General features: G+C 71.8%; 22 protein-coding genes and 2 pseudogenes. 15 read left to right on the top strand and 9 right to left on the bottom strand.

What is annotated here, in order from left to right:
- Nucleotides 1-156: 156 nt before the first annotated feature.
- The 5 genes from ABZ562_RS04185 (at nt 157) to ABZ562_RS04165 (ending at nt 5,215) form a co-directional block, all read left to right on the top strand.
- On the top strand, nt 157-1,314 hold the full coding sequence (locus tag ABZ562_RS04185; protein ID WP_361473747.1) for a S8 family serine peptidase: 1,158 nt from the start codon (nt 157-159) through the stop codon (nt 1,312-1,314).
- A 15-nt stretch (nt 1,315-1,329) separates the two neighbouring features.
- Complete coding sequence (locus tag ABZ562_RS04180) at nt 1,330-2,403, top strand: glycoside hydrolase family 6 protein (RefSeq protein ID WP_361473745.1); 1,074 nt, start codon at nt 1,330-1,332, stop codon at nt 2,401-2,403.
- Nucleotides 2,404-2,724: 321 nt separating this feature from the next.
- Nucleotides 2,725-3,054, top strand: coding sequence for a DNA-binding response regulator (locus tag ABZ562_RS04175; RefSeq protein WP_361473742.1), 330 nt, complete (start codon nt 2,725-2,727; stop codon nt 3,052-3,054).
- Nucleotides 3,051-4,337: a glycoside hydrolase family 5 protein gene (locus ABZ562_RS04170; RefSeq protein ID WP_361473740.1), complete on the top strand. Its 1,287-nt coding sequence runs from the start codon at nt 3,051-3,053 to the stop codon at nt 4,335-4,337. The genes ABZ562_RS04175 and ABZ562_RS04170 overlap by 4 nt, the downstream gene beginning before the upstream one ends.
- 221 nt (nt 4,338-4,558) lie before the next feature.
- The gene (locus ABZ562_RS04165) at nt 4,559-5,215 is read left to right on the top strand and encodes a signal peptidase II (RefSeq protein WP_361473737.1); all 657 of its coding nucleotides are present in this window, start codon (nt 4,559-4,561) and stop codon (nt 5,213-5,215) included.
- A gap of 37 nt (nt 5,216-5,252) precedes the next feature.
- Here ABZ562_RS04165 and ABZ562_RS04160 read toward each other — a convergent pair.
- From ABZ562_RS04160 to ABZ562_RS04135, 6 genes and pseudogenes are all read right to left on the bottom strand, one after another.
- Nucleotides 5,253-5,327 (bottom strand): annotated as a pseudogene (locus ABZ562_RS04160) (zf-HC2 domain-containing protein); the annotation flags it as partial.
- Nucleotides 5,328-5,392: 65 nt separating this feature from the next.
- Nucleotides 5,393-5,947, bottom strand: coding sequence for an RNA polymerase sigma factor (locus ABZ562_RS04155; protein WP_361473734.1), 555 nt, complete (start codon nt 5,945-5,947; stop codon nt 5,393-5,395).
- Nucleotides 5,948-6,089: 142 nt separating this feature from the next.
- On the bottom strand, nt 6,090-6,905 hold the full coding sequence (locus ABZ562_RS04150; RefSeq protein ID WP_361473731.1) for a zf-HC2 domain-containing protein: 816 nt from the start codon (nt 6,903-6,905) through the stop codon (nt 6,090-6,092).
- The gene (locus ABZ562_RS04145; RefSeq protein WP_050799946.1) at nt 6,902-7,498 is read right to left on the bottom strand and encodes a sigma-70 family RNA polymerase sigma factor; all 597 of its coding nucleotides are present in this window, start codon (nt 7,496-7,498) and stop codon (nt 6,902-6,904) included. Before ABZ562_RS04145 ends, ABZ562_RS04150 begins: the two co-directional genes overlap by 4 nt.
- 161 nt (nt 7,499-7,659) lie before the next feature.
- Entirely contained in the window at nt 7,660-8,688 is a 1,029-nt protein-coding gene (locus tag ABZ562_RS04140; RefSeq protein WP_361473728.1) for a rod shape-determining protein, read from the bottom strand.
- Complete coding sequence (locus ABZ562_RS04135; protein ID WP_361473725.1) at nt 8,672-10,468, bottom strand: bifunctional 3'-5' exonuclease/DNA polymerase; 1,797 nt, start codon at nt 10,466-10,468, stop codon at nt 8,672-8,674. Before ABZ562_RS04135 ends, ABZ562_RS04140 begins: the two co-directional genes overlap by 17 nt.
- A gap of 395 nt (nt 10,469-10,863) precedes the next feature.
- On the opposite strand from ABZ562_RS04135, the gene ABZ562_RS04130 reads away from it, so the two are divergent.
- Both ABZ562_RS04130 and ABZ562_RS04125 read left to right on the top strand, forming a co-directional pair.
- Nucleotides 10,864-11,097: a DUF397 domain-containing protein gene (locus ABZ562_RS04130; protein WP_361474036.1), complete on the top strand. Its 234-nt coding sequence runs from the start codon at nt 10,864-10,866 to the stop codon at nt 11,095-11,097.
- Nucleotides 11,098-11,152: 55 nt separating this feature from the next.
- Nucleotides 11,153-12,304: a site-2 protease family protein gene (locus ABZ562_RS04125; protein WP_361473722.1), complete on the top strand. Its 1,152-nt coding sequence runs from the start codon at nt 11,153-11,155 to the stop codon at nt 12,302-12,304.
- 179 nt (nt 12,305-12,483) lie between these two features.
- On the opposite strand, the gene ABZ562_RS04120 is transcribed toward ABZ562_RS04125, so the two are convergent.
- Nucleotides 12,484-12,987, bottom strand: coding sequence for an ATP-binding protein (locus ABZ562_RS04120; protein WP_361473719.1), 504 nt, complete (start codon nt 12,985-12,987; stop codon nt 12,484-12,486).
- 308 nt (nt 12,988-13,295) lie between these two features.
- Between ABZ562_RS04120 and ABZ562_RS04115 the strand changes: the two genes are divergently transcribed.
- The 7 genes and pseudogenes from ABZ562_RS04115 to ABZ562_RS04085 all read left to right on the top strand — a co-directional run bounded on the left by ABZ562_RS04115 (nt 13,296) and on the right by ABZ562_RS04085 (nt 20,063).
- Nucleotides 13,296-14,159 carry a helix-turn-helix transcriptional regulator gene (locus ABZ562_RS04115; RefSeq protein ID WP_361473716.1) on the top strand — a complete coding sequence of 288 codons (864 nt, stop codon included), beginning with the start codon at nt 13,296-13,298 and terminating at the stop codon, nt 14,157-14,159.
- Between the two features lie 90 nt (nt 14,160-14,249).
- Nucleotides 14,250-15,707: an aldehyde dehydrogenase family protein gene (locus tag ABZ562_RS04110; protein WP_361473713.1), complete on the top strand. Its 1,458-nt coding sequence runs from the start codon at nt 14,250-14,252 to the stop codon at nt 15,705-15,707.
- A gap of 136 nt (nt 15,708-15,843) precedes the next feature.
- The gene (locus tag ABZ562_RS04105) at nt 15,844-16,416 is read left to right on the top strand and encodes a DinB family protein (protein ID WP_361473711.1); all 573 of its coding nucleotides are present in this window, start codon (nt 15,844-15,846) and stop codon (nt 16,414-16,416) included.
- A 58-nt stretch (nt 16,417-16,474) separates the two neighbouring features.
- Nucleotides 16,475-17,104 carry a PadR family transcriptional regulator gene (locus ABZ562_RS04100; protein WP_361473708.1) on the top strand — a complete coding sequence of 210 codons (630 nt, stop codon included), beginning with the start codon at nt 16,475-16,477 and terminating at the stop codon, nt 17,102-17,104.
- An 87-nt stretch (nt 17,105-17,191) separates the two neighbouring features.
- Nucleotides 17,192-17,824, top strand: a pseudogene (locus ABZ562_RS04095) (ATP-binding cassette domain-containing protein); the annotation flags it as partial.
- Entirely contained in the window at nt 17,821-18,606 is a 786-nt protein-coding gene (locus tag ABZ562_RS04090; protein ID WP_361473705.1) for an ABC transporter permease, read from the top strand. The pseudogene ABZ562_RS04095 and the gene ABZ562_RS04090, both read left to right, overlap by 4 nt.
- Before the next feature lie 77 nt (nt 18,607-18,683).
- Complete coding sequence (locus ABZ562_RS04085) at nt 18,684-20,063, top strand: hypothetical protein (protein ID WP_361473702.1); 1,380 nt, start codon at nt 18,684-18,686, stop codon at nt 20,061-20,063.
- A 15-nt stretch (nt 20,064-20,078) separates the two neighbouring features.
- On the opposite strand, the gene ABZ562_RS04080 is transcribed toward ABZ562_RS04085, so the two are convergent.
- Nucleotides 20,079-21,491, bottom strand: coding sequence for a glutamate decarboxylase (locus tag ABZ562_RS04080; protein WP_361473699.1), 1,413 nt, complete (start codon nt 21,489-21,491; stop codon nt 20,079-20,081).
- 64 nt (nt 21,492-21,555) lie between these two features.
- Entirely contained in the window at nt 21,556-22,275 is a 720-nt protein-coding gene (gene leuE, locus ABZ562_RS04075; RefSeq protein ID WP_361473696.1) for a leucine efflux protein LeuE, read from the bottom strand.
- A 125-nt stretch (nt 22,276-22,400) separates the two neighbouring features.
- Between leuE and ABZ562_RS04070 the strand changes: the two genes are divergently transcribed.
- On the top strand, nt 22,401-23,156 hold the full coding sequence (locus tag ABZ562_RS04070) for a MerR family transcriptional regulator (protein ID WP_361473693.1): 756 nt from the start codon (nt 22,401-22,403) through the stop codon (nt 23,154-23,156).
- Nucleotides 23,157-23,181 lie beyond the last annotated feature (25 nt).

Genomic DNA, 23,181 nt, shown 5'->3' with positions numbered 1-23,181 from the left:
CGGCTTCTTGGGCCCCGGACCTTTCCCCCGAAGAGGGGAAGGGCGGATCCCTCGCCCGCGGGTGTCAGTACTTCCGGGGGCTGTCCAAGATGAAAGGGGCCCGACGGCCTTGCGTCCCGTGCGACGAGAGTAGGTGACGTAATGTCAGGTCACGTGATGTCACGCCATCCATGCGCCGGCCGGGCCGGAGTGGTCATCGCAGCGATGACCCTCGCGCTGGCCACGCCGGCCGCGGCGAGTGATTCCGGCAGCGGTGCGTTGCACGATTCCGAATGGGCGCTCACCACGCTCAAGGCGGAGCGTGCGTGGAAATTCAGCAAGGGTGCCGGAGTGACCGTCGCGGTCGTCGGCACCGGGGTGGACGCAACCCATCCGGATCTGCGCGGGCGGGTCGCCGCCGGAAAGGATTTCGCGGGCGGCGGCAGCCCCGTCACCCGGGACGACGGAAACGCGGACGAGCAGGGCACTCACGCCGCGGGCATCATCGTCGGCACCGGCCGCAATTACCGCGGCGACGGGGTGTACGGGCTCGCGCCCCGGGCCCGGGTCATGCCGCTCGGGGTGTACCGCAACGGAAAACCCCAGCTCGCGGCCACCGCCCGGGCCATCCGCCACGCGGCGAGCCATGGCGCGCACATCATCCACGTGGCCGTGTCCTTCAAGCACCCCAGCCCCGCCCTGAAGTCCGCGGTGAAGTACGCCGCGACCCAGGACGCCGTGGTCGTGGCGGGCGCCGGGGACAACGGCAAGGACGGCAACCGGCCCACGTACCCGGCCGCCCTCCCCGGGGTGGTCGCCGTCGTGGCCACCGACAAGAAGGGCGCCGTGTGGACCTCGTCCCACCACGGCAGGGGCATCACGCTCGCCGCGCCCGGCGTCGCCATCCTCACCACGGCGGGCAACAACGACTACTGGACCGGTGACGGCACCGGCTACGCCGCGCCCTGGGTCGCCGCCGGGGCGGCGCTGCTGCGCTCGGAGCACCCCCGCTGGAACTCCCGCCAGATCGTCCGGAAGCTGATCGACACGGCCGACCGGAAGGGCTCGGCGGGCCACGATCCGCGCTACGGCTACGGGGTGATCGCCCCCGCCAGGGCGCTCGCGGACCGGACCACGCCGCCGCCCTCCGCCGAGCCCACCGCGGCCCCCTCCCCGCACCGCACCGAACCGGCCGCCGCCTCTCGCGCGGCGGGGGATGAATCCGCCCTGGTCGCGATAGGGGTGGTGGCCGGGGTACTGGTCGTGCTCGCGGTGCTGGCCGTGGTGCTCATCAGCCGCCGCCGCCCGCCGCCCGGCGACTCCCACCACGGCTGACCGGCGGAGGTGGCGATGTTCACCGAACCCCGCGACCGCGCCGACCGGGCCCGCCCGCCGGCGCGGTCGCGCCGTGCCTCATGGCTGAGCCGCGGCATGGCCCAGGTGCTGGTCATGGTGCTGGTGGCCGAGGTCGTGATGGCCGTCACCACGGTGCGTACGCTGCTGCGGCCCGCGGACACCCCTGCCCACAAGCCCTCACTCTCCGTGGCCAAGCCGTTCTATCCCGCGACGACCCGCTTCTACACCGACCCGCACAACCCCGCCGCGTCCTGGGTGCGCGCCCATCCGCGCGACCGGCGGGCGGCGGCCATCCGCAGGCGCATCGCCGACCAGCCGCAGGCCGCCTGGTTCACCGAGACCAACGAGTCGCTGGTCGAGGAGCAGGTCCGGGGCCTGGTCGGCACGGCCGCGGCCCAGCGGCGGCTGCCGGTCCTGGTCGCGTACGCCATCCCGCAGCGGGACTGCGCGCAGTACAGCTCCGGCGGCAGCGGCGACGCGGGCGTCGCCTACCGGCGCTGGATCGACGCCTTCACCCGGGGCGTCGGCGACCGGCCCGCCCTGGTCGTCCTCGAACCGGACGCCCTCGCCCATCTGAGCTGTCTGCGCAAGCGGCAGCGTGCGGAGCGGTTCGCCGCCCTGGCGTACGCGGCCCGGACGCTCAAGGCGCGGGCCCCGCGCGCCCGGGTCTACTACGACGCCGGGAACTCCGGCTGGCAGCCCGCGCGCACCATGGCCGGGCGGCTGCGGCACGCCGGTATCGACCGGTACGGGGACGGCATCGCGGTCAACGTCTCCAACTTCAACGCCACCGGCGACGAGGTGCGCTACGGCCTGACCGTGCTGCGCGAGCTGCGCCGCCCCCGGCTGGGGGTCGTGGTCGACACCAGCCGCAACGGGGCGGGACCCACCCCCAAGCACCAGTTCTGCGATCCGCCGGGCCGCAGGCTGGGCCGGACCCCCACCGCGGCCACCGGGATCCCCGGGGTCGACGCCTTCCTGTGGATCAAGCAGCCGGGGCAGGCGGACGGCTGCGCGGCCGGTGCGGGCGTCTTCGTCCCCGGCTACGCGTACCGGCTGACCGGCTGATCCTCGCCCGGTAGGCATCTTCAGGGGCCCCGCGGACCTCCGCGGGGCCCCTTCGTGTGCCCTCGCAGGCTCCCTCGTGTGCCCTCGCGCACCCTCCACCACCCCCGCAAAACGGACATACCCCATATAAAACGGCCGAATTCCGCTACCTCAACTGAGGTAGTCGGAATTCGGCCGTTTGGCGTGCCCTGAATTCCTGCAATTGAGGTATCCAGATTTCGGTCGTGCGTACGGTGTTTCGAGCCCCGGGCTTTTCTAATGTCGGTGAGCGACAGGACAAAAAAGCCCGAAGGAGCTCCATCGATGCAAAGAGTTCTCGTCGTGGAGCACCACACCCAAGTGTTGAGTGCTCTCGCTGATCTCGTGATCGAGGAGCCGGGACTGGAGTTGTCCGGAATTGCCGGATCGGCCCGGGAGGCAATTTCCCTGGCCCGAGCAGCGCAACCGGATGTGGTGCTGATCGATGTGGACGGGCCCGGCTGGAAGGTCCAGGGCCTTGACCGCCTCATCGGCGACCTCCTCCCGCAGGCGCGGATTGTCCGGCTGACCGCCGTATCCGACCCCCAAATGGAATGCCTGGAATCTCCGACGAACACCCCCAGCATCCTCAAGACCGAAATACGCGAATTCCTCAGGAGTATCACCGAATGAATTCCCCCATGGACCAGAACAACGTCCCGACCAACCCCGAGACCACCGAGACGAAGCGCGCTCCGCGCTCCCGCCGTCTGCGTATGGGTATCGCCGCGGCCGTCGTCGCTGTCGCTGCCGTGGGTGGCACCGTCACGGCGTTCACCATGAACTCCGACGACTCGGGCTCCTCGTCCTCGGTCGCCGCGGGCAAGCCCGCCGGTTCGCAGGTGAAGTTCCCGCTGTCCACCAAGAAGGGTGACATCGTGGACTCGCAGGGCCACAAGGTCGTCCTGACCGGTGTGAACTGGTTCGGTTCCGAGACCGGCACCTTCGCGCCGCACGGCCTGTGGACCCGCAGCTGGGAGTCCATGCTGGACCAGATGGCGAAGCAGGGGTTCAACACCATCCGCTTCCCCTACTCGAACGAGATGTTCGACGCCAAGAGCAAGCCCAACGGGATCGACTTCAAGCAGAACCCCGACCTGAAGGGCCTCACCGGCCAGCAGATCATGGACAAGATCGTCAAGGGTGCCACCGACCGGGGCATGATGGTGATCCTGGACCAGCACCGCCCGGACCAGTACGGCCAGAGTGAGCTGTGGTACTCCCAGAACCTCTCCGAGAAGAAGTGGCTGAGCGACTGGGTCAAGCTGGCCGAGCGCTACAAGAACAACGACCGGGTGATCGGCGCCGACCTGCACAATGAGCCGCGTGGCCAGGCCACGTGGGGCGACGGCAACCCGAAGACCGACTGGCGCCTGGCGGCCACCAAGGCCGGTAACGCGATCCACAAGGTCAACAAGAACTGGCTGATCTTCGTCGAGGGCACCGACCGGCACAAGAACGAGCAGTTCTGGTGGGGTGGCGACCTCCAGGGTGTGAAGAAGTACCCGGTGAAGCTGGACGAGGGCAACAAGGTCGTCTACTCGGCCCACGACTACGGTCCGGGCGTCTTCAACCAGAACTGGTTCCAGGCGAAGGACTTCCCGAAGAACATGCCCGCCATCTGGAAGAAGCACTGGGCGTACATCAAGCAGCAGAACATCGCTCCGGTGCTGCTGGGTGAGTTCGGTGGCCGCAAGACCGCGGGCAACAGCACCGAGGCCATCTGGCAGAACGCCCTGATGGACTACCTCAAGAAGAACGGCATCAGCTACACCTACTGGACCTGGAACCCGGACTCGGGTGACACCGGCGGTGTGCTGAACAAGGACTGGAAGACGATCGACAAGAACAAGATGAAGATGCTGTCCAAGTACCAGATGCCTCTGCTGCAGCCGAAGGGGAAGACGTCGGAGTGACCCCTTCCGGCCACCGGCCGAGCACGGTGACGTGACAGCGAGGGCCCGCAGGCAGCCGCCTGCGGGCCCTCCGTCGTGTCGTGCCACTGCGCGTAAGGCCTGGAACGTGCCGAACGTCTGGAAAGTCACGGATGGAGGGAAGCGGGACGCGCTCCCGCCGGGTTTCCCTCCCGGGCCCGGACCGTGCCACGGACCGGCCCCGGCATCCAGGGAGGCCGCCCATGAACCCCCACCAGTACACCGGCCGACTGCTCTTTCCGCTGGCCGCGCTCATGGTGATCGCGGCCGACCAGGTGAGCAAGGCGCTCGCGGTGGCGGCCTGGAGCGGTACCTGGGGGCCGCAGGCCCGGCTGGGGCCGTTCCGCGCGGTGCTGGTGCACAACGCGGGCGTGGCCTTCGGGCTGGGGAACGGCCGCCCGGCGCTGATCACCATGATCACTCTCACCGGCGCGGTCGCCACCCTGGCCGCCGTGTGCGCGGGGCTGCGGGCCCACGGCCGGGGCCTGGCCTGCGGCATGGCGCTGATCGCCGGGGGCTCGGTCGGCAACGGCGCCGACCGGGTGGTGCGGGCGCCGGGCCCGCTGCGCGGCGCCGTGGTCGACTGGATCACGGTGGCGGGGCGCGGCCCGGTGTTCAACCTGGCCGATGTCGCCCTCGTCACCGGGACCCTGCTCACCGCGGCCGTACTGCTGTGCTCGGCCGCGCGGCGGCCCCGCGTCAGCCTCCGGACTTGCGCACCGCGCTCGGGCCCGACCCCGGACCCGGGTCCGGCCCCGGATCCCGGGTGCTCTCCCGCTCCGCGATCGAGGCCGCGAACTCCTTCAGCCGCGCCAGCGCCGCTTCGTCGGTCACCCCCCGGGAGGCCAGCGCGCTGGTGATGCGCCGGTAGAGGGACAGCTCACGGGCGCACGCGTGGCACTCCGCCACATGGGCCCGCACCCGGCTCGCGTCCGGCGCGTCCAGTTCGCCGTCGAGGTACGACTGGAGCATCGGCGCGCCCACCGGGCACTCTCTCGTCCGGCGCCGCTCGGTGTCGCGCCACCACGTCCATCGGCTCATGCCTCACCTCGCTCGGGTTCCCGTCCGGTGCGCCCCGCGGCCAGCAGCTGGTTCCGGATCCGCCTTCGGGCCCGGTGCAGCCTGCTCATCACCGTGCCCTTGGGGACGTCCAGCACCCGCGCCGCCTCCGCGTACGACAGCCCGTCCACATGGACCAGCCGTACGACCTGCTGGTCACGGAGCGGCAGTGCGGTGAACGCGGCGTCCACGGCCTCGTCGAACGCGGTGTCCACCACCAGTTCCTCCGGGGTGGCGTCGCGGGCCGGGGAGAGCCGTTCCAGCTCGGTGTCCGGGTCGTCCAGCAGGCGGGGCCGACGCTGGCGGCGCCGGCTCACCTCCGCGTGCCGCATGATCGTCAGCAGCCAGGCCCGTGGATGTCTCCCGTCAAAACGGCCGACTGCCCGGTACGCCCGTAGTAACGTGTCCTGCACGAGATCTTCGGCGTCGGCGCGCTGAGCGGTCAGAGACATCGCCACGCGCAGCAGCACCTCGATCTCGGGCAGCACGTACTGGGTGAACATGCGTTGCTGATGGGCGTCCGGGTCAGCCACGTGTGCCTCCTCGGATCCGGACCCCCCGGGGACGCGAAAGCGACATATCACACTCTGTGTAACATCTCGCTCACGGCGTCGCGCGGGGTGGTCGGCGATCCGGGTGACACGGCGGCGGGCGGAGCTGCTCGGGCAGGGCCGGCTACGCCTTGACGGAGACCAGCCGCTTGCCGTCGCTCGTACGGACCTCGAAGCGATCGATGTCGTCGCTCTTCATGCCCGCTCCGCCGTGCGCCCACAGCGGCTTCTTCGCGATCTCCTCGGTGCTGTTCTCGATCCCGTAGCCCCACTTGGGCACGGCCCAGGTCATCATGGTCTGCTCATGACCGTCCTTGGAGATCGCGACGAGGCTGCAGTTGAGCGGGCCCTTGACGTTCTTCAGCCGCAGTACGGCGTCGACGCCCCACATCTTGTCCTGCAGCGCGACCGCCGCCGACACCTTGGTGGTCGGGTCGGTGCCCTCCATCTTCATCGGCATCTTGGCGAAGAGCGCGCTGTCGGTCGGGCTCGCCGCGACGGGCGTCTCCGAGCCGGAGCCGGAGGTGGCGGCCATCGTGCCCAGCGGTCCGCCGACGATCAGGGCGGCCGCCGCGGCGACCAGGTACAGACCGCGCCGCTTGCGCTTGCTGCGGGCCGCGGCGACCTCGCCGACCATGCGGTTCAGCAGGGCGGGGCCGGGCTTGGCGGTCAGGGTGTCGATGGCGGTCGGGGTGGCGGTGAACGCGTGCGGGGTGTGGCCCGTGATCGCGGTCCGGCCGGGTGCCCCGTGGATGCCGGGGATGTCCGCCGCGAGGTCCGCCAGCAGGGGTTCCAGTCCGGTCAGCTCGTCGAGCTGCCGTCCGCACTGGTCACAACCGGCCAGATGCTCCTCGAAATAGGTGGCGTCCGCCTCGTCGAGCACGCCGAGCACATACGCGCCAACGGCGTCGTGTCCCGCGTGGTGCGCCTGCGCTGTCATGCCGTCACTCCTCTCTCCTCAAGCGCGAGCTTCATGGAGCGCAGCGCGTAGAAGACCCGGGACCGAACCGTCCCGCTGGGTATGCCGAGCGTTTCCGCCGCTTCGTTGACCGTACGGCCCTTGAAGTAGGTCTCGACGAGCACCTCGCGATGGGCGTCGCTGAGGTCGTGCATCGCGTCGGAAAGTGTCATCAGCCGTAGTGCCCGGTCGATCTCGTCCTCCGCAGGCATCAGCTCCAGTGGAGAGGGGTCGACCTCCTGAGGCCTGGCCTGCCTGCTGCGGTGCCCGTCGATGACGATGCGCCGCGCGACCGTGACCAGCCAGGGCCGGATGGAGCCGGTGGCCCGGGACAGCTGGTCCGCATTCCGCCAGGCGCGGACCAGGGTCTCCTGCACGACGTCCTCCGCGCGATGGCGATCGCCCGCGACCAGGCGCAGTACGAACGCGAGCAACGGTCCGGCGTGCTCCTGGTAGAGCGCACGCATGAGTTGCTCGTCCGGTGTACCGCGCTGCGATCTGGACGGACGCTCATCGGCCACGGCGGCGTCGTCGTGCACCAGAACCTCCAGGACAGGACCTGAGTTGGACAACATCAACTGACGACTCCCGGTCTGTGCCCCGGGGGGGTGGGGTGGCCATGTCGGCCTCTTCCTCCCTTCGTACGGACGGGAGGGGGCGGCCACTCAACGCGTCGGGAAGAAAGTTCCGATCAGTTCCTGGAGTTGCCCGGAGGGAGAGGTGGTGAGCGGTGTCCTCAGGTGACGGCCGAGCTGAGGACATGGGGCTGGACCTTGCCCTCCAGCATCGCGCCGAGCCCTTCCACCGCGCACACGTCCGGGTTGTCCGCGATGTTCACCGGGACGCCGGTCGCCTCCCGCAGCAGGGTGTCCAGCCCGGGCAGCACCGCGCTGCCACCCGCCAGGACGATGCCGCGGTCGGCGAGGTCGGCCACCAGATCGGGCGGGCAGCGGCGCAGTACGGCGCTGATCGCGTCGATGACGGCGGTCAGCGGGGTGCGGATGGCGTTGCGTACGCCCTCGACGTCGATCGTTACGGACCGGGCGAGCCCGGTGGCCACGTCGCGGCCGTGCACCTCGGTGCCGAGGGAGGCCAGCGCCGTGTCGCCGAGGACCAGGTGCAGCGGGCGGACGGCCTGGCTCGGCAGCATCAGGGCGTGCGCGTTGCGCAGGTGCTGGACGACGGCGTGGTCGACGGTCTCGCCGCCCACCGGCACCCGCTCGGCGGCCACGATCGCGCCCAGCGACAGCACCGCGACCTGAGTGGTGGCCGCGCCGCACACCACGATCATCGTCGCCTCGGGCCGCTCCACGGGCAGCCCGCAGCCCACGCCGGTGGCGATCAGCGTGTCCACCAGCTCGACCCGCCGGGCGCCGAGCCCGGACAGCGTCTCCACGGCGGCGCGCTGGGCGAGCGGATCGGCGTCGTGCGGGACGCAGACGGCGGCGCTCGGCAGCGGCTTGCGGCGCCAGGCGCGGCGCAGCTTGTTGCCGAGGAGCAGCCGCAGCATGCGCTGCGCCATGGCGATGTCGACGACGGTGCCACCGGCGACGGGACGCACCACCCTGATGTGGGCGGGCGTACGGCCCGTCATGCGCTCGGCGAACGCCCCGACCGCGATCACCGCGCCGGTGCGGGTGTTGACGGCGGCCACGGTGGGCTCGTCGACGATCAGGCCGGTGCGCTTGAGGTAGACGCGGGTCCTGGACGCTCCGAGGTCCACGGCGATGGAGCAGCGACGCAGCCGCTCAAGGCTGATGCTCATGGGGCCATCGTGTGCGCCGGGGCGCGGCCGCTGCCTCCGGAGGTGCGCCGGTCGGGCGATGCGGTCCCTCGTCTTTCGGCTGGTCCTTGGCGTCCGCGTAGCACTCCACCGCCGCCACGGTGAGGGGGAAGCGGACCGGGGTGGGGCCGAAGGCGATGGTGCCGGCCGCTTCGCCCGCCTCCGCGATCGCCTGCCGCACCGCCGCCACCTCCGGCTCCGGGCAGTGCACGATCACCTCGTCGTGCTGGAAGAAGACCAGCTCGGCGCGGAGCCCGGCGGCCGCCAGGGCGCGGCGCAGCGCCGCGAGCATCAGCACCGCCCAGTCGGCGGCGCTGCCCTGGACGACGAAGTTCCGGGTGAAGCGGCCGCGGGCGCGGGCGCCCGGTGTGCTGCCGTAGCCCGGCTCCTCGCCCAAGTCGCGCGGCAGGCCCGCCTCATCGGCCGGGTCGGCGGTGGCGCCGCCGACCGGTGGGCAGGTACGGCCCAGCCAGGTGCGCACCAGGCGGCCCTCCTCGCCCGCGCGGGCCGCGTCGTCCACGTACGCCACGGCCGCCGGGAAGCGGCGCCTGAGCGCGGCGAGGTGCTTGAGCCCGTCGCCCGAGGTCTGCCCGTAGATCGCGCCGAGCAGCGCGAGCTTCGCCTGGTCGCGGCGGCCCGCGAAGGCGCGGTCGGACAGCTCCGCGTACAGGTCCCGGCCGGTGCCGGCGACCTCCATCAGGCCCCGGTCGCGGGAGATCGCGGCGAGCACCCGGGGCTCCATCTGGTCGGCGTCGGCGACGACCAGCCGCCAGCCCGGGTCGGCGACGACCGCGCGCCGCACCACCTTGGGGATCTGGAGGGCCCCGCCGCCGTGGGTGGTCCAGCGGCCGGAGACGGTGCCGCCGGGCAGGTAGGAGGGGCGGAAGCGGCCGTCGCGCACCCAGGACTGGAGCCAGGACCAGCCGTGGGCGGTGTGCAGCCGGTAGAGCTTCTTGTACCGCAACAGCGGTTCCACCGCGGGGTGGTCGATCTCCCGCAGCTCCCACGCCCGGGTGGAGGTGAGCGTGATGCCCGCGCGCCCGAACGCCCGGATGACGTCGGCGGGCAGATCGGGCCGCACCCGCACCCCGTCGCCGAAGGCGCGGGACACCTCGTCGGCCAGCTCGGCCAGCCGCTGGGGCTCGAGACCGCCGGGATAGCGCTCGCCGAGCAGCTCGTCCAGCAGCTCCCGGTGGCGGTCGGCCCGCCAGGGCACCCCGGCGCGGCGCATTTCGGCGGCGACCAGGGTCCCGGCCGATTCGGCGGTGGTCAGCAGCCGCATCCGGCCCGGGTGCTCGGCCGCCTCGGTGCGGGCCAGCTGGGCCTGGTACACCGCCAGCAGCGCGTCGAGCGGGTCGGTGCCGGGCGGCAGCGGCGGCGGGCCGGGCTCGAACAGCGACGGCTGGGTCTGGGCGGCCCGCACCGGCGGGTCCTCGGGGACGGGCAGCCCGCGCAGCCGGGCCCAGGCCGCGGCGAGGGAGCGCGGGGCGCCCGAGCGCCCCTCGTGGCCGAGCAGCAGGGCCTCCGCCGCCTCGATGTCGTAACACCGCTCGACCCGGACCCCGGCCGCCAGCAGCCGTGGATAGACCTCGGCGGTGGACCGCCACACCCACCGGTCGGCCTCCGGGCGGGACCGCACGGCTTCGGCGATCCCGCCCCGCGCCGCCGGGACCTCGGCAACCGGCCCGGCGGCCTTTCCGGAGGCGTCCAGCGGGCAGAGACGAACACCCCCGTCGCCCGTCTCCGCCGCTGCCCACCTCATGACCGTGAGTCTGTCAGGGGGGTCTGACAACGGCCCGGCAACGGTCCGGCAACCGCCCCGGGAGCAACGGCGAGCGCCGCGCCAGGGGTTGCCCCCGCGACCGGGCGGCCGCCGCCCGGCACCACCTGACGACGAGGAAGCCCCGCGGGCCAACCCGCGGGGCTTCCTCGTCGTCCTTCATGACGACCGGCCATGACGACCGGCCATGACGACTGACGCGCGCCGCGCGGGGCAGAAGACGCCGTGCCCCAGTGATCACAGAGAGATGCACGTGCATCTGCTCATGCATTTTCCCATGCACAAGTAAAGAAACGCGGCTATGATCCGAGGCAGTTGACCGTTGCACTAATGCACGAACAGTGGAGAACCCTGTGCGCGACCACCCGTACAACGGCATGGCGGCCGCGGACCTCCAGGGGGTCGTCTGGCAGAAGAGCAGGCACAGCAATTCCCAGGGGTCCTGCGTCGAATTCGCCAAGCTGCCCGGCGGACACGTGGCCGTACGGAACTCCCGCTTCCCGGACGGACCGGCGCTCGTCTACACCCCGGCCGAGGTCGAGGCGATGCTGCGCGGCGTCAAGGACGGGGAATTCGATCACCTGGTGCACGACCCGGTCGGCCAGGTGTGAGCGACACTGGTAGTGATCGGTGGGGGTCCTGCTGAGGTGAGACGGGCGATGAGCGATGAACGGCTCGGTCCGCATAGGTCATGTCCTCGGGGTGCCCCTGCGGATGCACTGGAGCGCCCCGGTGCTGATCGTCGTGCTGGCCTACGGGCTGGGCCGCCAGACGCTGCCCGCCTGGACGCCCGGCCGGACCGGACTCGTGTACGCCGTCGCCAGCGTGATCGGCGCGCTGCTGCTGATGGGGAGCCTGCTGCTGCATGAGGCCGCGCACGCGGTCACCGCGCGCGGCAAGGGCGTCTCCGTCGAGGACGTCACGCTGTGGGCCCTCGGCGGCGTGACCCAGATGGGGCGGCCGCGCACCGCCGGGATCGCCCTGCTCGTCGCCGTCAGCGGCCCGCTCACCAGCCTGGTCATCGGCGGTGTCGCCGTGGGCGCCGGGGTGGGGGCCAACGCGCTGGCCGGATGGGGGTTGCCCGCGGCGCTGCTGATCTGGCTGGGCTGGGCCAATCTGCTGCTGGGAGTGTTCAACCTGCTGCCCGCCGCGCCGCTGGACGGCGGCCGGGTGGTGCAGGCGCTGCTGTGGTGGCGTACGGGCGACCGGGAACGGGCCGAGCGGGCGGCCGGGCGCAGCGGCCAGATCTTCGGGATCCTGCTCGTCGCGGTCGGCTGGTTCTCGTTCGTGCGCGGGCAAGGCGGCGGGCTGTGGATCGCGCTCGTCGGGCTGTTCATGCTGGTGATCGCCAACGCGGAGCGGCGGCGGGCCGGGATCAACACGGCGCTGCGCGGGGTGCGGGTGGGCGACGCGATGTCGTCCCCGGTCGCGACGGGCGCCGACTGGCTTCCGGTGGGGCGGTTCATCGACGAGGTGGCGGCGCACTCACGCCATTCGGTGCTGCCCCTGCTGGACTTCGAGGGCCGGCCCAGTGGTGTCGTGGAGCTGCGCGCGCTGGCCGCGGTGCCGGCCGGGATGCGGGAGGACCGGCGGGTGCGCGAGGTGGCGACGCCGCTGGAGCGGTGTACGGTCGCGGTCTCGGACGAACTGCTGAGCGAGGTGCTGGAGCGGGCCCGGCCGGGGGCCGGGGGGATGCCGGTGCTGGTGGTGGACGACGGGCATCTGGCGGGGATCGTCACCTCCCACGATGTGGGGCGCCTGTTCCAGCTGCACACGCTGGGCATCACGACGGCGCCGCCGGAGACCACGCCCCATTGAGCGACGCGCTGGAAGACCAGTGCCGCGTCAGCCAAGGTTCACCCCGCTCGCCGCCCTGGCACGGCCATCTGCCGCGTTGCCGAATCGACCGGGTCCCACTACGAGGCCGATCCGGCGCCTTGCATCTGACCGCACCAGGGCGCCTCGCTACCGGGCAAACCTTGACTGACGAAGCACTACTAGGCGCGGGGCAGGCGGAAGAGGGCCCAGACGATCTTGCCGGGCAGCGTTCCGGCCAGCGGATGCCAGCCCCAGCCGTCGGTGAAGGACTCCACCAGATACAGCCCCCGCCCCGACTCCGCGCAGTCCCCGGCCTCCCCGGTGACCGGCCCCGCCTCGCTGGGGTCGCGTACGGCGCACACCAGTCGTGAGGCGGAGTACATCAGGTGGAGCCGCACCAGGGGCGGTTCGTGTCCGTCGCCGGGCGGGCCGCCCGGCATCACTCCGGCGATCGCGTGCCGCAGCGCGTTGGTGACCAGTTCGGAGACGACGAGGGCCACCTCGTCGAGCAGCTCGGGGAGGTCCCACTGCCGCAGCGTGGCCCCGGTGAACTGCCGTGCCCCCTTGACCGCGTCGTAGCGCGCGGGGAGCGAACAGGAGACGGCGCCGGAGACGGCGGAAGGATCGATCGCGGGAAGCCCTCTCCACAGCGGTTCCAGCAGGGCCGAACCTTCGCTCCCCATGCGAGCACTCCTGCATCCGTGGCCCTGACGAATCCTGGCCAGATCTCGTACGAGCTTGCACGTGCGCGATACCCATGGTTTCGAATGCCGACAGCAGATGCAAGGGCAAATGCACGTGCACGCAGTATGATTGGGGCATCGCATCCGGATTTGCCGCACTTTCTCCCTACGCACATGTGCGTAGGTCTCCCGCTCGGGTCACTACTTGAGCACAGCCCGGAGCCCGGAAAGTGGCAGACTTCGGCCTGCCGGGTTGCGGGGGCCCATCGCCGGAAGTGCGCATTCCGTACAGGGAGGGTCACGGACAGATGACCGCAAGCGAGTCGAGCGGATCGGTGGTGCGCCGCATTCTCCTGGGCTCCCAACTCAGGCGGCTGCGCGAGGCCAGGGGCATCACCCGCGAGGCGGCCGGCTACTCGATCCGCGCCTCCGAATCCAAGATCAGCCGGATGGAACTGGGCCGGGTGAGCTTCAAGGCGCGCGACATCGAGGACCTGCTCACCCTGTACGGGGTCACCGAGGAGACGGAGCGCGCTGCGCTGCTCGGACTCGCCCGCGAGGCCAACCTCACCGGCTGGTGGCACAGTTACGGCGACGTCCTGCCGGGCTGGTTCCAGACGTACGTCGGCCTGGAGGGCGCGGCCTCGCACATCGCCGTCTACGAGGTCCAGTTCATTCACGGCCTGCTGCAGACCGAGGGCTATGCCCACGCCGTGGTCACCCGGGGCCAGCCGCAGGCGTGCGACGCGGAGGTGGAGCGGCGGGTCGCGCTGCGGCTGGAGCGGCAGAAGCTGCTGGTCTCCGAGCGGGCACCGGCGTTCCACGTGGTGCTCGACGAGGCCGCGCTGCGCCGCCCCTACGGCGGACCGGAGGTGATGCGCGCCCAGATCCAGCACCTCATCTCCGTCTCGGAAGCGCCGAACGTGAGGCTCCAGGTGATGCCGTTCGCCCTCGGCGGGCACGCGGGGGAGAGCGGTGCCTTCACCCTGCTCCGGTTCCCGGAGTCCGATCTCCCGGACGTCGTCTATCTGGAACAGCTCACCAGCGCCCTCTACCTCGACAAACCCGATGAAGTGGCGCACTACGAGCGGGTGTTGGGGCGGCTGCGGGTGGACGGCCTGTCTCCGGAGAAGAGCCGTGACCTGCTCAGGGGGCTCCTGCGCGAGGTCTGACCGATCAGTAGGATGACGTGTCGTCAGGAATACCCCCCACGCGTTCGCGGGTGTCCGGATGCGGTCCCGCGTCCTCCAGATAGGGATGGCATGTCCTACTTCTCCGAGTTGGCCTTTCAGTACATCGGCGGTGAGTGGCGCACCGGCAGCGGTTCCTGGGACATCGTCGACTTCAATCCGTACGACGGGGAGAAGCTGGCCTCCATCACCGTGGCCACCGTCGACGAGGTCGACCTCGCCTACCGCGCCGCCGAGCGGGCCCAGCCGGAGTGGGCGGCCCGCAACCCGTACGCCCGGCGGGCGGTCTTCGAGCGGGCGCTGCGCGTCATCGAGGAGCGCGAGAAGGAGCTGACCCAGGCGATCATCGCGGAGTGCGGCGGCACCCACGTCAAGGCGGGTTTCGAACTGCACCTCGCCAAGGAGTTCCTGCGTGAGGCGGTCCAGCTGGCGCTGCGCCCCGAGGGCCGCATCCTGCCGTCGCCGGACGACGGCAAGGAGAACCGCCTCTACCGGGTGCCGGTCGGCGTCGTCGGCGTGATCAGCCCGTTCAACTTCCCCTTCCTGCTGTCGCTGAAGTCGGTCGCCCCGGCGCTGGCCCTCGGCAACTCCGTCGTCCTCAAGCCGCACCAGAACACCCCGATATGCGGCGGTGGTCTGGTCGCGAAGATCTTCGAGGAGGCCGGGCTGCCGGCCGGGCTGCTCAATGTGGTCGTCACCGACATCGCGGAGATCGGTGACGCCCTGATCGAGCACCCGGTCCCGAAGGTCATCTCGTTCACCGGCTCCGACCGGGTCGGCCGCCATGTCGCCACCGTCGCCGCCTCGCACTTCAAGCGCTCCATCCTGGAGCTGGGCGGCAACAGCGCCCTCATCGTGCTGGACGACGCCGACCTCGACTACGCGGTGGACGCCGCGGTGTTCAGCCGCTTCGTCCACCAGGGGCAGGTCTGCATGGCGGCCAACCGGGTGCTGGTGGACCGGGCGGTGGAGCGCGCGTTCACCGAGAAGTTCGTGGCGAAGGTGAAGTCGCTGAAGGTGGGCGACCCGGGCGACCCGGCCACCCACATCGGCCCGCTGATCAACGAGGGCCAGGCCGAGGCCATCACCGCGCTCGTCGACCAGACGATCGCCGACGGCGCGACCGCGCTGGTCCGGGGGCGGGTCCAGGGCACCCTGATGGAGCCGAGCGTGCTCGGCGACATCCCCGAGGGCGCGGCGATCCTCACCCAGGAGGTCTTCGGCCCGGTCGTGCTGCTGATCCCGTTCGACGGTGACGAGGAGGCCATCCGGATCACCAACGACACCGACTACGGCCTCAGCGGCGCCGTGCACACCGGCGACATCGAGCGCGGGGTCCGCCTCGCCAAGCGCGTCCACACCGGCATGATCCATGTGAACGACAGCACCGTGCACGACGAGCCGATCGTGCCGTTCGGCGGCGAGAAGCACTCGGGGCTCGGGCGGCTCAACGGCGAAGCGATGATCGAGGACTTCACCACCACCAAGTGGATCTCGATCCAGCACGGCCGCAGCCAGTTCCCGTTCTGATCGGGGTCCGCCTACGGGCTTACGAGGCTTACAGGGCTTCTTACGGGCTTGCGGACAGAAGCTGACCGCAAGCCTTCCTAGCGTGGGGTCCATCGAACGGCGGCCGACCCGGCCGCCCTGGTGAAAGGCGGCAGCCATGCCCATCATCGTGAGCTCCGAAGCCGGCAAGGACGAGCGCTCCGCGCTGCTGGCCTTTCTGGACGCACAGCGCGGCGGCATCCGGCGTGCCGTGCACGGTCTGACCGAGGAGCAGGCCCGTAGCGCGCCCAGCGCCAGCGCGCTGTCCCTGGCCGGGCTGATCAAGCACGTGACCTCCGCCGAACTGGGCTGGGTGCGCAGGGGGCAGGGCCAGGGGGAGACCCGGCTGTCGCCCGAGGCGGTGGCGGAGTTCGAGAAGAGCTTCGTCCCCACGGAGGACGAGACGGTGCCGGTGCTGCTGGAGCGGTACGAGGCGGCGGCGCGCGAGACCGAGGCGGTCGTGCGGGCGCTGCCCTCACTCGACGCGACGTTCGAGTCGCCCCGCTACCCCTGGGACGAGGGCGGCACCCGCACCTGGCGCTGGCTGGTCCTCCATCTGATCGAGGAGGTCGCCCGGCACGCGGGGCACGCGGACGTCATCCGCGAGACGATCGACGGGAAGGGCGCGTTCGATCTGGTCTTCGAGACCGGCGCGATGCCCGAGCCCGATTGGTCGCTCATGGAGGGCTGACACCCCTACTCTGGACCCCAGCGCAGGTCAGGCGGGGGCAAGATGGGGAGACGGGCACATGTCAGCGATCCGGCTGCTGGTGCTGGGAGCGGTGCGTCAGCACGGGCGGGCGCACGGCTATCAGGTCCGTAACGACCTGGAGTTCTGGGGCGCGCACGAGTGGTCCAACGCCAAGCCCGGATCGATCTATCACGCGCTCAAGCAGATGGCGAAGCAGGGACTGATGCGCGCCCACGACGTGGCCCCGAGCACGGTCGGCGGCCCGCCGCGCACCGAGTACGAGCTGACCGCGGCGGGCGAGGAGGAGTACTTCAGGCTGCTGCGGGACGCGCTGCTGCGGCACGACCAGAAGATCGACGAGCTGACGGCCGGGGTCGGGTTCATCGTCGACCTGCCGCGCGGCGAGGCCATCGCGCTCCTGAAGGAGCGGGTGGCGTCGCTGGAGGCGTGGCGGGCCGAGGTCACCCGGCACTGGTCGCCGCCGCAGGGCGCCCCCGACCAGTGGGGCCACATCGGCGAGATCATGAAGTTCTGGGTCCACTCGGCCGACAGCGGCGCCGAGTGGACCCGTGGGCTGATCGAGCGGCTCGAGGGCGGGGCGTACGTCATGGCGGGCGAGGGAGAGCGCTCGGTGGACGTCCTGCCGGACGGGGCGCCGAACCCGTACGCGGAGGAGTCCCACGAGTAATCAAGTTTGACTAGGCCCCCGCCGGGGAGTACCTTCCGGAAGCTCGTAGTCAAGTTTGACTAATGGTGTGCTCATCCGAGCGAGACCGGCGGGCGGCGGGCGGCGGCCCGCGCGGACGAGCTGCTGGAGCGGTTCGGCCTCGACGGCACCGGCGACAAGGCGGTCGGCCGGTACAGCGGCGGCATGCGGCGGCGGCTGGATCTGGCCGCGAGCCTCATCGTGCGGCCGCGGGTGCTCTTCCTGGACGAGCCCACCACCGGGCTCGACCCGCGCGGCCGCACCGAGGTGTGGCAGTCGGTGCGCTCCCTGGTCGGCGACGGTACGACGGTCCTGCTCACCACCCAGTACCTGGAGGAGGCCGACCAGCTCGCCGACCGCGTCTGCGTGGTCGACCACGGCCGGGTGGTCGCGGACGACACGACCGACCAGCTCAAGGCCCGCATCGGCGGCGACCGCATCGACGTCGTGCTGCGCGACGCCGGTCAGCTGACCGCCGCCGCCTCGCTGATCGGCACGGCCGCCCGCGCCGCGTCGGTCGAGACCGACCCCGACCGGCGGCGGATCGGCGCCCGGGTCACCGACCGGGTCGCCGCGCTCACCGAGACCGTACGGGCGCTGGACGCGGCCGGGATCGAGGCCGAGGACATCGCCCTGCGCCGCCCCACCCTCGACGAGGTGTTCCTGCACCTGACGAAGGCCGAAGAGGAGACGCCCGTATGACCGCCATGACCCTCGTCGACTCCTGGACCATGACCCGCCGCGGCCTCGCCCACTGGGCCCGGCAGCCCGTGCAGGTGGTCGTGGGCCTGGTCTTCCCGGTGCTGATGCTGCTGATGTTCGCGTACTTCCTCGGCGGCGGGATGACCGTCCCCGGCGGCGGCGACTACAAGCACTACCTGGTGCCGGGCATGCTGGCCCTCACCATGGCCTTCGGCCTCGAAGCCACCATGCTCGCGATCACCCAGGACCTCAACAAGGGCGTCATCGACCGCTTCCGCTCCCTGCCGATGGCCTCCTCCGCGGTGCTGATCGGGCGCAGCGTGCTGGACATGCTCCAGTCGGGCTTGAGCCTGCTGCTGCTCATCGGGGTCGGGCTCGCCATGGGCTGGCGCTGGCACGGCGGCGCGGGCGAGGCACTGGCCGCGGTCGGGCTGCTGCTCTGGCTGCGCTTCGCGATGCTGTGGATCGGCGTCTGGCTGGGCCTGCTCGCCGGGCGCCCCGAACTCGTCCAGGCCGTGCAGATCCTGGTCTGGCCGATCGGCTTCCTGTCCAACGTCTTCGCCTCGCCCGAGTCGATGCCCGGCTGGCTGGGCGCGATCGCGGTGTGGAACCCGATGTCGGCGACGGCCACCGCCGTCCGTGACCTGTTCGGGAGCCCCGGGGGCGTCGGCGGCTCCTGGGCCGCGGAGCACGCCGGACTCCTCGCCGTCTGCTGGCCGTTGGCGCTTCTCGTGGTCTTCTTCCCGCTCGCCGTGGGCCGTTACCGGGGGCTCGGCCGCTGAGCCGCCGGACCGCCGCCCCCGATGCCGCCTATGTCACACCACCACCCGCCGTCGCCGGATGCGGATACGGTGCACGTATGGGGAACGACACGGCGGGCACGGGGGCGGCACGGACACGTGGACCGGGCTATGCCCTGCTCCTCGCCGCCGGACCGGTGGGCAAGCAGCGGCTGATGGACGCGGCCGCCGCGCTGCCACAGCTCGCGGCCGTGCCCCCGGCCGCGCTGCTGGGGACGCCCGGCGGCGCCAGCGTCGTCCAACTCGTGGATCCCGCCGACCCGCAGACCGTGCTGACGCATCTGCGGACGGCGGCCGCCCATCCGGGGCCGGTGCTCATCTATCTCGCGGGCCAGCTCACCCTCGACCACAAACAGCGGCTGCCGCACCTCGCGCTGGCCCGTACGACGCCGAGGACCGCCCGCTACACCGCGCTGCCGTGGCACTGGCTGGCCGCCGAGCTGGCCCAGCGGCCGCCGGGCGGCACCACCGTGCTCGCCGACCTGGTGGCCGACGAGACGGCCTGGCCCCGGCTGTCCGACGGGCGGCTGCCGGTCGACACGCTCGCCTCCGGGCTGACGCTCTACGGGACGATCGCCCCGGCCCCGCCCAAGCGCCGGCTCGCGGCACCGGCCTACAGCCGCGCGCTGGCCGGGCTGCTGCGCGGCGGCGCCGCGGACAGCCCGCCGTTCGCCCTGCTGCACCAGCAGGCCGCCGCCGAGGCGGGGCTGGGCGCAGGGCCCGGGCTGCTGCTGGGCGCGCCGGTGGAGGGCTACGCGGCGTACGACGCGTCGGGGACGTACGGGGTTCCGGCGGCGTACGAGCCGCAGGGCGCGCACGGGACCCAGCAGCCCCAGAGCCCCCAGCAGCCCCAGGCACCGGCCGTATCGGGCCGGGCGACGCCATCCGCCGCGCCGCCCCCGCCCGGGCCGCCGCCCCCGGCCGCCCCGCCCGCCCCCGGGAGCGCCCCGGCGCCCGAGCCGATACCGGCCCGGCGGGCCGAGCCCGTACGGGCCTCCGCGTCCGTCCCCGATCCGCACGCCGCGATCTTCGAGGCCGCGCACGCCGGACGGCACAGCGAGGCCGCCTCGATGGCCGCCGCCTGGGAGCAGGAGGCCCTTCGGTCGGCGGGCCCGCGCTCCTCCGAGGCGATCCACTGGCTGGAGGTGCGCGCCGACCTCGCCCGGCTCGCCGGGGATCCGGCCCGCGCGTGTGAGCTGTGGCTGGCGGTGGCCGACGCCCGGCTGGGCAACGGCGAGCCGGCCGGACACCCCGAGGTGGAGGGGGCCGTGGACCGGGCCCACCACCAGTGGCAGTTCGTCCAGGAACCGGCCCGGGCGCATGCCCTCGCGCCGATGCTGATCGACCTGCGGGGCCGGGTGCCGGGCCGCAGGCCGGGCGCCCTGGAGGCCGTACGGCGCAGGGTCGAGCTGCTGCGCGCTACCGCGCAGGCGGGCTGAGCCCCTGCCAGGCGCTCAGTGGTGGAAGGCCGTGGCGACGTCCTCGGGCCGCCCCATCGGCCCCGGCTGCTTGCGCAGTTCGGGCAGGAGCGTGCGCAGATCGTCCAGGAAGAGGTCGGACAGGTCCGCCGAGAAGCCGTTGCGGCACACCACCCGCAGCACCGACAGGTCCTCGCGGTTGGCGGGGAACGAGTACGCGGGCACCAGCCAGCCGTGTTCGCGCAGCCGCCGCGACACGTCGTACACGTCGAAGGCGGTGATCTCCTCCGCCGTCGTGAAGGCGAACACCGGCAGCTCGTCGCCGCGCGTGAGCAGGTGGAAGTCGCCCAGCTCCGCGATCCGTGCCGAGAGCGAGCAGGCCACGTCGCGGGAGGTCTGCTGGACGGCGCGGAAGCCGTCCCGGCCGAGCCGCAGGAAGGTGTAGTACTGGGCGGCCACCTGGGCGCCGGGGCGGGAGAAGTTGAGCGCGAAGGTCGGCATCTCGCCGCCCAGGTAGTTGACCCGGAAGACCAGTTCCTCGGGCAGGCACTCCGGCGTGCGCCACAGCGCCCAGCCCAGGCCCGGGTAGACCAGGCCGTACTTGTGCCCCGAGGTGTTGATGGAGGAGACGCGGGGCAGCCGGAAGTCCCACAGCAGCTCCGGGTCGAGGAACGGCGCCACCATCGCGCCCGAGGCGCCGTCCACATGGACCGGTACGTCGAGTCCGGTGCGCTCCTGGAGGTCGTCCAGCGCCGCGCACACCTCGGCGACCGGTTCGTACGATCCGTCGAAGGTCGAGCCGAGCACGGCGACGACCCCGATGGTGTTCTCGTCGCACAGCTCGGCGGCGGCCCGCGGGTCGATGTGGAACCGGTCGCCCTCCATGGGCACGTGCCGCGGCTCCACCTCCCAGTACGCGCAGAACTTCTCCCAGCACACCTGGGTGTTGATCCCCATGACCAGATTGGGCCGGGCGGTGGCCGGATAGCGGACGGGGTTCCGCTTGGCCCAGCGCCGCTTGAAGGCCAGCCCGGCGAGCATGCACGCCTCGCTCGACCCGGTCGTGGAGCAGCCCATCACGGTCTCCGGGTCGGGGGCGTGCCACAGGTCGGCCAGGATGGTCACGCAGCGGCGCTCCAGCTCCGCGGTGCGCGGGTACTCATCCTTGTCGATCATGTTCTTGTCCCGGCAGTCGGACATCAGCCGCGCCGCCTGCGGCTCCATCCAGGTGGTGACGAAGGTGGCGAGATTCTGACGGGCGTTGCCGTCGAGCATCAGCTCGTCGTGCACCAGCTGGTACGCGGCCGAGGGCGCCATGGGCCCGTCCGGGAGGCGGCGGCGCGGGGGGTTGGTCGACATGCCGCTGACCGGGTCGGCCACGCCGTAGAGGGGGTTGACCGAGATGTCGGGCCGCTTTGCCGTGCCGCGCCTGCCGCCGTGAAGTGCCATGCCCATCAAATTACGGACATATGCGGCGAATCGCTGGATCCCGCGCCGTCCGGACCCCGCGCCGTCAGCCCGCGCTGCTCAGCGACAGCTTCGCCGCGAAGCCCAGGAACGCCGCCCCCGCGCCCGCCGACAGCCCGGCCGTGAGCCGCTTGCGCCGCCGGAAGAGGGCGGCGAGATAGGTGCCACCGAAGATCAGCAAGGACAGATAGGTGATGCTGAACAGCTCCGCCCAGGCGCCCAGCGCCACGAAGGACAGCGCCGGGTGGGCGTACTCCGGATCCACGAACTGCACGAAGAAGGAGATGAAGAACAGGATCGCCTTCGGGTTCAGCAGGCTCACCACCAGCGCCCGGCGGTACGGCCGCTCGACCGCCGCGCCCGCGCCGTTCCCTTCCTCGCCGGAGGGCGCGGCCGTCCCGGGGGGCGCGGCCGTCCCGGAGGAGGCGGCCCCGGGGGTCGCGGCCCGCGCGGCGCCCGGCCCCTGGCGCCACAGCTTCCGAGCCCCGCGCAGCATGCCCACCGCGAGCCAGGTCAGATAGCCCGCGCCGGCGAACTTCACCACCGCGAAGAGCGCCGGGCTCGCCTGGAGCAGCGACGCCACCCCGCCCGCGGACAGCGCCATCAGCACCGCGTCCCCGCACAGCACCCCGGCCGCCGCCCGGTAGGCGGTCCGGGGGCCGCGGCGCGCGGCGACGGACACCACATAGAGCGAGTTCGGGCCCGGCAGCAGGATGATCAGGGCAAGGCCCGCCAGATACGTCGAAAGATCGGTTATCCCCAGCACAGACGGCAGGATGCCAGGGAGCGCGGATCGGCCCCGCAGGATTTCGGCATCCGGACTTGCACCTCACGCGACGTGAGGCGCCACCGTGGAGCCCGTACGGAACACCAGGGAGAGCGGACCAGGTCATGAGCTACTCGGTGGGACAGGTCGCGGGCTTCGCGAACGTCACGGTGCGCACGCTGCACCACTACGACGAGATCGGGCTGCTGCGTCCGGGCGCCCGCAGCGCGGCCGGGCACCGGCGGTACGACGACGCCGACCTCGACCGGCTGCAGAGCATCCTGTTCTACCGGGAACTCGGCTTTCCGCTCGATGAGGTGGCGGTCCTCCTCGACGACCCGGACGCGGACCCGCAGGCCCACCTGCGGCGCCAGCACACGTTGCTGACCGGCCAGATCGAGCAGCTGGAGAAGATGGCCGCCGCCGTCGAACGCGCCATGGAGGCACGGAAGATGGGCATCAACCTGACCCCCGAGGAGAAGTTCGAGGTCTTCGGCGGCGACCCGGACCAGTACGCGGACGAGGTCGAGGAGCGCTGGGGGAACACCGAGGCGTACCGGGAGTCCCAGCGCCGGGCGGCCACGTACACCAAGGAGGACTGGCAGCGGATCAAGGCCGAGGGCGACGCGATCAACGACCGCTTCATCGCGCTGATGGAGACGGGCGCGGCGGCGGAGTCCGGGGCGGCGATGGACCTCGCCGAGGAACACCGGCAGTGGATGTGCCGGAACCACTACGACTGCCCCCACCGGCTGCACGCCTGTATCGCCGAGATGTATGTGACGGATCACCGCTTCACCGAGAACATCGACAAGGCCAAGCCGGGGCTCGCCGCCTACCTGCGGGGTGCGATCGTGGCCAACGCGGAGCGCCACGGGTAGCGGGTGCCGTACGGGGGAGGGGACG

Origin of the sequence: Streptomyces sp. NPDC019937, assembly GCF_040631655.1 — a bacterium.
Taxonomy (GTDB): domain Bacteria; phylum Actinomycetota; class Actinomycetes; order Streptomycetales; family Streptomycetaceae; genus Streptomyces.
This window is presented reverse-complemented; position numbering and strand designations above follow the sequence as displayed.

What these genes read in the sequence shown, in the direction of transcription:
- ABZ562_RS04170 (WP_361473740.1), top strand. Translation starts at nt 3,051, where the DNA reads ATGAATTCCCCCATGGACCAGAACAACGTCCCGACCAACCCCGAGACC.
- ABZ562_RS04120 (WP_361473719.1), bottom strand. Translation starts at nt 12,987, where the DNA reads ATGGGGAGCGAAGGTTCGGCCCTGCTGGAACCGCTGTGGAGAGGGCTT.
- ABZ562_RS04105 (WP_361473711.1), top strand. Translation starts at nt 15,844, where the DNA reads ATGCCCATCATCGTGAGCTCCGAAGCCGGCAAGGACGAGCGCTCCGCG.
- ABZ562_RS04080 (WP_361473699.1), bottom strand. Translation starts at nt 21,491, where the DNA reads ATGGCACTTCACGGCGGCAGGCGCGGCACGGCAAAGCGGCCCGACATC.
- ABZ562_RS04140 (WP_361473728.1), bottom strand. Translation starts at nt 8,688, where the DNA reads ATGAGCATCAGCCTTGAGCGGCTGCGTCGCTGCTCCATCGCCGTGGAC.
- ABZ562_RS04100 (WP_361473708.1), top strand. Translation starts at nt 16,475, where the DNA reads ATGTCAGCGATCCGGCTGCTGGTGCTGGGAGCGGTGCGTCAGCACGGG.
- ABZ562_RS04090 (WP_361473705.1), top strand. Translation starts at nt 17,821, where the DNA reads ATGACCGCCATGACCCTCGTCGACTCCTGGACCATGACCCGCCGCGGC.
- ABZ562_RS04165 (WP_361473737.1), top strand. Translation starts at nt 4,559, where the DNA reads ATGAACCCCCACCAGTACACCGGCCGACTGCTCTTTCCGCTGGCCGCG.
- ABZ562_RS04135 (WP_361473725.1), bottom strand. Translation starts at nt 10,468, where the DNA reads ATGAGGTGGGCAGCGGCGGAGACGGGCGACGGGGGTGTTCGTCTCTGC.
- ABZ562_RS04115 (WP_361473716.1), top strand. Translation starts at nt 13,296, where the DNA reads ATGACCGCAAGCGAGTCGAGCGGATCGGTGGTGCGCCGCATTCTCCTG.
- ABZ562_RS04130 (WP_361474036.1), top strand. Translation starts at nt 10,864, where the DNA reads ATGGCGGCCGCGGACCTCCAGGGGGTCGTCTGGCAGAAGAGCAGGCAC.
- ABZ562_RS04185 (WP_361473747.1), top strand. Translation starts at nt 157, where the DNA reads ATGTCACGCCATCCATGCGCCGGCCGGGCCGGAGTGGTCATCGCAGCG.
- ABZ562_RS04125 (WP_361473722.1), top strand. Translation starts at nt 11,153, where the DNA reads ATGAACGGCTCGGTCCGCATAGGTCATGTCCTCGGGGTGCCCCTGCGG.
- ABZ562_RS04110 (WP_361473713.1), top strand. Translation starts at nt 14,250, where the DNA reads ATGTCCTACTTCTCCGAGTTGGCCTTTCAGTACATCGGCGGTGAGTGG.
- ABZ562_RS04180 (WP_361473745.1), top strand. Translation starts at nt 1,330, where the DNA reads ATGTTCACCGAACCCCGCGACCGCGCCGACCGGGCCCGCCCGCCGGCG.
- ABZ562_RS04070 (WP_361473693.1), top strand. Translation starts at nt 22,401, where the DNA reads ATGAGCTACTCGGTGGGACAGGTCGCGGGCTTCGCGAACGTCACGGTG.
- ABZ562_RS04150 (WP_361473731.1), bottom strand. Translation starts at nt 6,905, where the DNA reads ATGACAGCGCAGGCGCACCACGCGGGACACGACGCCGTTGGCGCGTAT.
- ABZ562_RS04145 (WP_050799946.1), bottom strand. Translation starts at nt 7,498, where the DNA reads ATGTTGTCCAACTCAGGTCCTGTCCTGGAGGTTCTGGTGCACGACGAC.
- ABZ562_RS04085 (WP_361473702.1), top strand. Translation starts at nt 18,684, where the DNA reads ATGGGGAACGACACGGCGGGCACGGGGGCGGCACGGACACGTGGACCG.